Below are 10,367 nucleotides of genomic sequence, written 5' to 3'. Positions count from 1 at the left end.
CGCGACTCATAAGTGCTCGGTTATATGCGGGCCAATTGGTTGTGCGGTAGATTTTGTGTGCAGGCTTCTTCATTTGAAAATTATATCGCTGAAAAAGCCTTTACAGATAGGTTTGTGCAACAAAGCCGTGTCAATATCTAAAGCCTTAATACGCCCAGCTACGCCCAATTGGATGATGACCCAGTCATAACCTGTGTGACGTTTACGGCGCGTTTCCCAACCATCCATCCATTTACCATGATCATCGAATTTATCTTCAACAAAAATTGGCGCGTCAAATTGAAGCATACGTTTTGCTTCTGCGAAAAATTCATCTGAACATTCAATAATTTTTGCATCAATACGGTCATCTGCCAAATTAGTAAGTGTCTGTAATTGTGCAGGAATATCAAAATCGGGTGCTAATAAAGTCGCCATATATTAAATCCATTCGCTATTTTCTTTCAAAATTCATGCTTTGCGCTATCGTGCTACAAAAAATTTAACAAACGATAAAAACAAGCATTTACACGCGTTTAGATGCACAGCGTGTGCCAACTTTTGGATTTTCTCATGGCACATTATAAAAAATGGCACGCTTTTAGCATTTTATGACTTAGAAACTTATAAAACATAGGGGAGTTATAGATGGAAATTACAATTATTGGTGCAGGTATGGCGGGTCTAACTACAGGCATCGCACTAAAAAAATTCGGACACCAAGTAACCATCTATGAACAGGCAGAACAAATTTTACCGGTGGGTGCTGCTATTTCATTATGGTCTAACGGTGTGAAATGTCTGAATTATTTGGGCTTAACAGAGCAAGTTGAAAAGCTTGGCGGCAAAATGGATAACCTTGCTTATATTGATGGTTTGACAGGCGATGTGATGACTCAGTTTAGTCTTTATCCATTGATTGAAGAGGTCGGGCAAAGACCATATCCGGTATCACGTGCGGAACTACAAAATATGCTGATGGATGAATTTGGCCGTGAAGATATCCATCTTGCATAGAAAATGGTTTCTTTTGTTGAAGAAGGAGAGCGTGTAAAAATTCAATTTGCAGATGGTGGTAAAATCGAATCTGATCTATTGGTCGGTGCAGACGGTACACATTCAATTACTCGTGCCTATGTTTTAGGTGAGCAAGTTGAACGACGCTATGCAGGCTATGTCAATTGGAATGGTCTCGTTGATGTCTCAGATGATTATGCAGCAGCAGATCAATGGACAACTTTTGTAGGTGAAGGCAAACGTGTTTCACTGATGCCAGTGGCAAATAATCGTTTTTATTTCTTTTTTGATGTGCCACTACCAGTTGATCTTGAAAATGATCGTAGCCAATACAAAGCTTTATTCAAACAATACTTTAAAGGATGGTGTGAGCATGTCCAAAAGTTAATTGATGCAGTCGATGTACAAAAGACCAATCGTGTAGAAATTCACGATATCGAACCATTTGCCGATTTTTACAAAGGTCGAGTAGTGATTGTGGGTGATGCAGCGCATAGTACAACACCTGATATTGGTCAAGGCGGCTGTCAAGCGATGGAAGATGCTATCTATTTGGCACGTTCATTGCAAATTAACACTTTAGGTTTACAAGATTCTTTACGTCGCTATCAGAACAAGCGTAATGAACGTGCCAATGAATTGGTACTTCGTGCCCGTAAGCGCTGTGATGTGACACATATGAAAGATGAAGCGGTGACACGAGAATGGTATGCAGAATTACGCAAAGAACAAGGTAATCATATTATGAAGGGGATTATTAGTAATATTGTCGGTAATCCGCTCGACTAAGCAGTAAGACACAATAATAAATGTAAAACTAAAAGTTAGCTTTCAGCAGCCAGTGTGAATATTCACACTGGCTTTTTTTAGCTATAAAGAAACATTAGATTGAACAGCAAAGTATCAAATATTTAAGGAAGTTGCTTTAACTGCAATTTGATTTCTTCCATTTTTTCGACCAATAAATTTACCATTATTTGTGAAAGACGAGATGTTTGACGTTTTGAAGCGACGCACAATGCAATGGTCAGGCGATGTATCCCTTTTTCACGAATTGGTTTAAAAACGATCTTTTTTGAGTTTAAAAGTGGCAATGCATCCATATATGACATTAAACCAATGCCTAATTGTTGTTGAATTAATGACGTTATCATTCTAATGTCATTACATTCTATCTTTTGTATGGGATTAAATTTATGATGTTTATAGAGAGTATGTACATAATCACTGATGACTAAAGGTTCACTTGGCATGATATGACGTTCATTTAAAGTGTCGGATAAATAGATTTTATCCATGCCGGCTAAGGTGTGATGTGGTGATAAAACATAGCCTAAAGGAATTTCAATAAAGGATAAGATTTCTAATTGATTGTGACTTTTAGGATTTAAAATAATGCCAAAATCTAATTCTGCATCAATGATTTTTCTCGAAATTTCTTCACTGCTATTCATACTAATATTGAGATTAATCCATGGATAGCTTTCAGCCATACTTTGAATACAATCCACGACAAAACCATCATTTAGAGCAGCAATAAAACCCATTTCAATATTGCCGCGACTTAATCCTTGAATTTCATCAAATCGAATACGAGTCAGTTGATATTCTTTTTGCCATTTAAGCAAATCGGCATAAAGTAATTCACCAGCCAACGTTAGCTTGAGTCCCTGAGGTAAACGCTCAAACAAAGCGACGCCTAACTCTTCTTCAGCAAGTACAATTTGCCGATGCACAGCAGACACTGAAATAAAAAGCTGTTCTGCGGCTTTACGTAAACTGCCAGTACGGGCAACAGCCATAAAATATTCAGAAAATCGGGAAAAGGTAATCGACATACAGCTATTAAATCTCACGGGCAGTTTACAAAGTACTTATCCGTTGTTAAGCGATTTTCATGCCATAACTTTTGATTTTTTCAATTCATTCTGCTTTTGTGTTCTAAAAAAGAGAACAATGTATGCAAATCATTCTAATAGACAGAAATGCTGTGCAGCCGTATTTTTGACTTAGAAAAGAACGAATTAGCCCTAGTTACATGGCATAAAAGTTCTGCAAATATTGCGAATGTAGAGATTTAAAAATGAATGCGATTCCTGTACTGAATTTATTCACCCAACCACAATGCAGTTCATTTGATGCAAACGATTGGAATATTTTAGCGCAGCATTGGTACCCAGTTGCACGCACTCAGGACGTTTCAGAATAACCGCAACAAGTACAATTACTTGATGTGAAAATGGCCTTGTATAAAACTGAAAGCGGAAAAATTCATCTGGTACGCGATATTTGCCCGCATCGTGGTGTGCCATTAACCAAAGGATGGGTGAAAGGCGAAGAAATTATTTGCCCATACCATGGCCTACACTATAACGGTGAAGGAAAGTGCGTAAAAATTCCTGCTCAACCGGAGCTCACACAAATTTCAGATCGTTTTTCACTGACCAAATTTCCAGTTGTAGAAAAATACGGACTAATTTGGACCAGTTTATTTAACCGCGATGTATCGAAAGCCAATTTTCCAGATTTAGACACGTGGGACAGTGAAGAACATCAGTCAATTCTCCCTCCATTTGTCGATATTGCTGGATCAAGTGGCCGTCAGCTTGAAGGCTTTATTGATGTTGCGCACTTTGCATGGGTACATAACCAAAGTTTTGCTGATCGTGAAAATCCAAAGGTACAAAAATATTCGACCGTTCGAACGGATTATGGCTTACATACAGAGTATGTGAGTGATGTCAGTAACTATCCGCATGGCTTACAACATTTAGCACCAGATGATTTTTTATGGAAACGTACTTTCGATGTCTATCCACCATTTTCAGCTATTTTGACTATCGACTTTCCTGAAAATGGCTTACTTAAAATTTTAAATGCGTGCTGTCCAGTTTCGCACAATAAAACGCGATTATTCGTTCCCTTAACTCGTAACTTTGATACTACAGGAGACTTACAGGCAGTTTATGATTTCAATGCACAAATCTTCGCTGAAGATCAGGACATGGTGGAAAGCCAAAAACCAGAAGAACTTCCTTTAGATATTTCAATGGAGGCACATTTTGAGGCAGATCGTTCATCAACCACTTACCGCCGAATTTTGGCAGAGTGGGGATTGAGCAAACGCTATACAGTTTAAAATATGAAATTTAATCGTTATTGCTAAAAAAGCGACTCTTTTGAGTCGCTTTTTACTTAGAAAATATTTTGAGCTTCGTTTTCAGCTGATTAGTTCACACGAATCCACGTTTGGCTACGACCTAGAGCTGATACACCAATATAGCCACGTCCATTTAAGGTACGACCATCATTCGACATTTTGGCATTGAAGCTATAAGTCTTACCATTTTTAGGATCGGTAATTTTACCTCCATCGTAGGTGTTTTTACCGGTATTTTTTAGTCCATGAATAATCTGAGCACCTAATAAAGGTTTGTTCTGATATTTACCTACACATTTGCTGCATTTCTGTGCTTCACCCGGTGTGAAAACATCAACGATTTTTGCAGAAAGCACGCCATTCGATGTCTCGGTAAATTGGACAACAGATAAAGGTTGCTTGGTTTTATCATCAATGGTTTTCCACTTTGTTCCATTGAGTGGATCAGCAGCGAGTGCTAGGGTTGAGACCAAGGATAAACCAAGAATACTAAGAGTTGTTTTTATCATTTTAGAACCTCTATTTCGTGTTACGAGATGTGTGAGTTCGTCTTACTGATCAGCTCACACATGCCATGAAGAAAGTAAACATGTCGTTCAACTTTCAAGAGGAATCTTCGCAAATAAATAAGTATATATTGTGGATCTTTTATACACATTTTGATGATGTGTAGGCCCAATCGTGTAGAAATTTAGAATTCGTGTTGAGCAATGTTATTGATTTGGCAAGTTTGTGACTATTTGTCTAAACAGTGAGGAATGGATTACTGATCATTAATTAGGGATTACATCTGATATTAAACAGCTATTTTGAAGATGTAATCCCTTTAATTTTACTAATCCTTTTTAGTATTAAGGTGAAGTTACTGTAGAATCTCACATATTGTTTTACGCTTTAATCCATCAATATATGTTGATAAAGGTCAGCTTGTTTTCTTAAAAAGTCCCAAACTAACTTAATACGAGGTTCGTGCTGTAAATCAACTAAAGTGAGCATCCAAAAGGTATGGATGAAGCGTACATTTTCACCTAATACTTGCTCAAGTTCTTGGTTTTCATCCGCTAAAAATTTGGGCAAAATTGCCAGTCCAGCACCTGAGCTGACCGCAATCTGTTGTGCCAGAATACTACTACTACGGAAGTTCGCATTTAAATCGAGCGGAATACGCTCCAGACAATACAGTTCAGGGCTATAAACCAAATCATCAATGTAGTTTACAAAGCGATGATTTTTTAAATCATCAAGTTTATGAATAGCTTGTGTTTGATTTAAATAGTTTTTACTGCCATAAATTTTTAGACAATAGTCGGTCAAACGCGTGATGATATAAGGGCCTGATTTAGGACGATCAATGGAAATTACAATGTCAGCTTCGCGATGGGATAGCTTAATCATCTTCGGAACGGGAATTAAATCAATCGTGAGTTGAGGATATTGCTTGGACAATTCTGCCAATAGTTTGGCTAAAAATGCTGTGCCAAAACCTTCAGGTGTGCCAATTCGCACACGACCCTGCAAAGGTTGATGAGGCTTTTCAATTTGTATAAAGGCTTGTTCCATCTGTTCAACTCGAGGAACTAAGGCCAAACCTTCCAAAGTCAGTTCATAACCAGTTGCTTCACGTTTAAATAATGGTGTGCCCAAAGCTAGTTCTAAAGCCTGTATCCGACGGGATACCGTGCTGTGTTCAACCCCAATCAGTCGTGCTGCATTGGTCAGTGTCTTAGCACGTGCTAAGACCAAAAAATATTGCAAATGATCCCAATCCACTTTCATTTTGATTATTTTCCCTGTGCATATTTGCACATTGATCGTGCATGAATTTCTATTTCTGGTCAAAAATTTCTTTGCTAGTCTGAATTTAAACAGCAAGTCTGAAAATACGACTTTTTAGCTATTTTCAATGCTGAAACAACAAAAATAGTGCCCATGGAGAGGTTATGAACACAATGTCCAATATTCAGTCGACTACGGCTAAATTATTAATTAACGGTCAATTTATTGAATCTAAAACACAAAACTGGCAAGACATTGTGAATCCTGCGACACAGGAAGTACTTGGTCATGTACCAATGGCAACGACTGACGAAGTCGATGCTGCAATTGCGGCAGCACAAGCTGCCTTTAAAACTTGGCGTGTTACACCAATTCAGGCACGCATGCGAATCATGCTGAAACTACAAGATTTAATTCGTGCCAATATGAAAAAAATTGCGGCGGTACTCACTGCCGAACAAGGCAAAACCTTGGCAGATGCAGAAGGTGATATTCAACGTGGTCTAGAAGTTGTTGAACATGCATGCTCAATTGGTACATTACAAATGGGTGAATACACCGAAGGCGTCGCTCGTGGTGTCGATACTTATACCTTGCAGCAACCATTAGGAGTCTGTGCAGGGATTACTCCATTTAACTTTCCGGCAATGATTCCTTTATGGATGTTCCCTATGGCAATTGCTTGTGGAAATACCTTCGTACTTAAACCATCTGAACAAGACCCGCTATCGACCATGATGTTGGTTGAGCTTGCAGTTGAAGCAGGTATACCTGCAGGTGTCCTAAACGTTGTACATGGTGGTAAAGAAGTCGTAGACCGCTTATGCACACATCAAGATATTAAAGCGATTTCATTTGTTGGCTCAACTGCTGTAGGTACGCATGTGTATAACCTTGCAGGACAGCATGGTAAACGTGTGCAGTCGATGATGGGTGCAAAAAATCATGTCGTTGTGATGCCAGATGCAAATAAAGAGCAGACCTTAAATGCACTTGTTGGTGCTGCCTTTGGTGCCGCAGGTCAACGTTGCATGGCTTTGTCTGTTGCAGTGATGGTTGGTGAAAGTAAGGAGTGGATTGGTGACCTGGTCGAAAAAGCTAAAACATTGAAGGTCAATGCAGGGCATGAACCAAATACCGATATTGGCCCAGTGATTTCATCGCGTGCCAAGGCTCGTGTAACAGATTTGATTAATAGCGGTGTTGAGCAAGGTGCAACGCTGCTTTTAGATGGCCGTGATGTTGTTGTGCAGGGTTATGAACAAGGCAATTTTGTAGGTGCAACAATTTTTGACCAAGTCACCACCGATATGCGGATTTATAAAGAAGAAATTTTCGGGCCAGTCTTAGCCATTATTCATGTCGATACATTGGAACAAGCCATCGAGTTGATTAATGCCAATCCATTTGGTAATGGCGTTGGTTTGTTTACACAAAGTGGCGCAGTGGCACGTATTTTCCAAAATGAAATTGATATCGGCCAAGTCGGTATTAACATTCCAATTCCTGTGCCAGTTCCATTCTTTAGTTTTACCGGCTCACGTGGTTCGAAACTAGGTGATTTAGGCCCTTATGGTAAGCAAGCAGTGCAGTTTTATACCCAAACCAAAACCATTACCAGCCGTTGGTTTGAAGATAGCCATGAATCTACAGGTGTAAATACTACCATTAACCTACGTTAAATCAGGAGTTCAAGGATGAATATTGCATTTATAGGTTTAGGAAATATGGGCGGTAAAATGGCCCAAAACTTACTCAAAGCGGGTTTAACGGTTTATGGTTTTGACTTGAGTGATGTGGCAATTTCGCATTTTACTGAAGCAGGCGGGATCGTCTGTGATAGTCCACAGGCAGCTGCAAAAGACGCGGATATTGTGATTAGCATGTTGCCTGCGGCGAAGCATGTGAAAGAGGTTTATCTCGGGGAAAATGGTGTGCTTGCCGTACTTAAAGCCGGCAGCTTATGTATTGATAGCAGTACCATTGACCCACAAACCATCAAAGATATTGCCGAAGCAGGACGTGAACGAAATATTGATGTCTGTGATGCCCCTGTTTCGGGCGGCACAATTGGTGCTCAAGCCGGCACGCTCACCTTTATGGTGGGGTCAGATGATGCCACGTTTGAAAAGGCCAAATCAGTACTCAGTCACATGGGTAAAAACATTGTGCACTGTGGTGATGTAGGTGCAGGGCAAATCGCCAAAATCTGTAACAACCTGATTTTGGGTATTTCAATGGCGGCTGTTGCAGAAGGTATGGCACTCGGTGCCAAGCTTGGTATTGACCCGCAAGCTTTGGCAGGTGTGGTGAATAGCTCAAGCGGCCGCTGTTGGAGTTCAGAAGTGTGTAATCCTTGGCCAGAAATTTCAGCCAATGCACCTGCAGGCCGTGGTTATTCCGATGGGTTTGCAACACAGCTGATGTTAAAGGATTTAGGGCTTGCCATTGAAGCAGCTGGCCAAGTGAAACAACCGATTTTATTAGGTGGTTTAGTGCAACAGATGTATCAGCAGCTTTGTTTACAAGGCAATGCCCACTTAGATTTTTCCAGCATTATTCAGCAATATCTTCCTAAAGAGGTTTAGGGTTTCGATCCTAAACTTTAGGTCTCAATGGATGGGACTTAAAAAATTAAACTGCGTCAGCAATAACAATAAATTTGGCAGAGGTCACGGATATGTTGAATTATCAAAATAAGGCATCAGTTTTTGATTTAAATGAAGCGGCAAAACAAGTGCTAAGCGGTTCATTACATCAACTCAACGCATGTTATGAATGTTGTGATCGTCATGCTGAAGCAGACAGTGAAAAAGTTGCGTTGTATTGGCAAGGCAAAGACGGTCGTAAAGAACAATATACCTTTAGTCAGCTAAAAAAATGGTCGAGCCAATTTGCCAATTTTTTAAAGGCTCAAGGCGTGCAACAAGGTGATCGTGTATCGGGCTTATTGCCACGCACAGTTGAATTGTTGGTGGTTATTTTAGGGGCATGGCGGATTGGTGCCGTATATCAACCTTTATTTACTGCCTTTGGCCCTAAAGCGATTGAGCACCGTTTACAGCTGGCAAAAAGCAAATTTGTAATCACAGATGTTGGCAACAGAAGCAAACTCGATGAAGTCGCGCAATGCCCACAGATTATTACGGTTGCAGATATCGCAGGTTTAGGTGTTGAAGCCAGTGATTTAGATTTTTGGCAGATTGTAAATGCTGAGTCAGATCAATGTGATTTGGTCATGCAAAGCATAGAAGCGCCATTTTTACTCATGTTTACATCGGGTACCACAGGCCCTGCAAAACCTTTAGAAGTTCCACTCAAAGCGCTCATTGCATTTGGTCATTATATGCAAGATGCCATTGGTTTACGCGATGACGATGCATTTTGGAACATTGCCGATCCCGGTTGGGCTTATGGTTTGTACTACGGCATTACTGGACCGCTATTGCTTGGTCATGCGACGTTGTTCTATGAAGGTGGCTTCAGTGCAGATAGCCTCTGTCAAATTGTAAATGACTATGAAATTAATAACTTGGCAGGAGCGCCGACTGCATATCGTATGATGATGGCAGCGGATCAAACACAAATGGCGCAGCTAAAAGGAAAATTTCGCGTTGTCAGTAGCGCAGGCGAACCCTTAAATCCAGAAGTGTTTCGCTGGTTCCAGCAGGTTTTAGATGCGCCTATTTTTGACCATTATGGTCAAACTGAAGTGGGCATGGTGGTGTGCAACCATCATGGTTTAAAACATGATATTCGTGCAGGTTCAGCGGGCTTTGCCAGTCCAGGTTATCGCGTTGCTGTGGTCGATGAACAAGGCAATGAATTGACTGCAAACACACCGGGTATTTTGGCTGTCGATATCGAGCAATCGCCAATGATGTGGTTTGGAGGCTATAAAGAAAGTCGAAAATCACCGTTCATCAAAAATTACTATTTGACGGGTGATACAGCAGAACTGAATGAAGATGGCAGCATGAGCTTTGTAGGACGTAGTGATGATGTCATTACAACTTCGGGCTATCGAATTGGGCCATTTGATGTAGAAAGTGCCTTACTCGAGCATGAAGCTGTGGTGGAAGCTGCGGTTATTGGTGTGCCAGATCCTGAGCGTACTGAGATTGTGAAAGCCTTTGTTATTTTGGCTGAAGGTCAACACGCAAGCGAAGAACTCGCAGAACAATTAGGGCAATTTGTGAAAAAACGCTTATCTGCACATGCATATCCACGCCAAGTCGAATTCGTATCGGAGTTACCGAAAACGCCAAGTGGCAAAATTCAACGTTTCTTATTGCGTAATCAAGAGATTGCTAAGCAACAGGCCGCAAGCACATCAGTTTAGCTATGCCATTTTAAAATGCGGCAGGTTAATTACGCACTTGGTTTTAGATGAAAGTTCAATTGAATATATTGTTGAAATTTCGGAATGTACAGT

At 40.3% G+C, this 10,367-nt stretch carries 6 protein-coding genes and 3 pseudogenes; 5 read left to right on the top strand and 4 right to left on the bottom strand.

From position 1 onward, the window contains the following. Positions 1-123 precede the first annotated feature (123 nt). A pseudogene (locus FTT84_RS11325) lies at positions 124-417 on the bottom strand (allantoicase); the annotation flags it as partial. A 210-nt stretch (positions 418-627) separates the two neighbouring features. On the opposite strand from FTT84_RS11325, the pseudogene hpxO reads away from it, so the two are divergent. Further along, a pseudogene (gene hpxO / locus FTT84_RS11320) lies at positions 628-1,785 on the top strand (FAD-dependent urate hydroxylase HpxO). Positions 1,786-1,907: 122 nt separating this feature from the next. On the opposite strand, the gene FTT84_RS11315 reads toward hpxO, so the two are convergent. Further along, positions 1,908-2,834, bottom strand: coding sequence for a LysR family transcriptional regulator (locus FTT84_RS11315; protein ID WP_180081205.1), 927 nt, complete (start codon positions 2,832-2,834; stop codon positions 1,908-1,910). A gap of 245 nt (positions 2,835-3,079) precedes the next feature. On the opposite strand from FTT84_RS11315, the pseudogene FTT84_RS11310 reads away from it, so the two are divergent. After that, positions 3,080-4,135 (top strand): annotated as a pseudogene (locus FTT84_RS11310) (Rieske 2Fe-2S domain-containing protein). An 89-nt stretch (positions 4,136-4,224) separates the two neighbouring features. Here the strand turns inward: FTT84_RS11310 and FTT84_RS11305 are convergent. Continuing rightward, the gene (locus FTT84_RS11305; protein WP_067766815.1) at positions 4,225-4,665 is read right to left on the bottom strand and encodes a DUF2147 domain-containing protein; all 441 of its coding nucleotides are present in this window, start codon (positions 4,663-4,665) and stop codon (positions 4,225-4,227) included. A gap of 385 nt (positions 4,666-5,050) precedes the next feature. Continuing rightward, complete coding sequence (locus FTT84_RS11300; protein WP_067766812.1) at positions 5,051-5,932, bottom strand: LysR family transcriptional regulator; 882 nt, start codon at positions 5,930-5,932, stop codon at positions 5,051-5,053. 164 nt (positions 5,933-6,096) lie between these two features. Between FTT84_RS11300 and FTT84_RS11295 the strand changes: the two genes are divergently transcribed. The 3 genes from FTT84_RS11295 (at position 6,097) to FTT84_RS11285 (ending at position 10,274) form a co-directional block, all read left to right on the top strand. Beyond that, on the top strand, positions 6,097-7,614 hold the full coding sequence (locus FTT84_RS11295) for a CoA-acylating methylmalonate-semialdehyde dehydrogenase (RefSeq protein WP_180081203.1): 1,518 nt from the start codon (positions 6,097-6,099) through the stop codon (positions 7,612-7,614). Between the two features lie 15 nt (positions 7,615-7,629). After that, positions 7,630-8,520, top strand: coding sequence for a 3-hydroxyisobutyrate dehydrogenase (mmsB, locus tag FTT84_RS11290; protein WP_180081201.1), 891 nt, complete (start codon positions 7,630-7,632; stop codon positions 8,518-8,520). A 92-nt stretch (positions 8,521-8,612) separates the two neighbouring features. After that, a complete protein-coding gene (locus FTT84_RS11285) occupies positions 8,613-10,274 on the top strand; it encodes an AMP-binding protein (RefSeq protein ID WP_180081199.1) in 1,662 nt (553 codons plus the stop codon). The last annotated feature ends 93 nt before the right edge of the window (positions 10,275-10,367 follow it).

Source organism: Acinetobacter sp. YH01019 (genome assembly GCF_013420285.1).
Taxonomy (GTDB): domain Bacteria; phylum Pseudomonadota; class Gammaproteobacteria; order Pseudomonadales; family Moraxellaceae; genus Acinetobacter; species Acinetobacter gandensis.
This window is presented reverse-complemented; position numbering and strand designations above follow the sequence as displayed.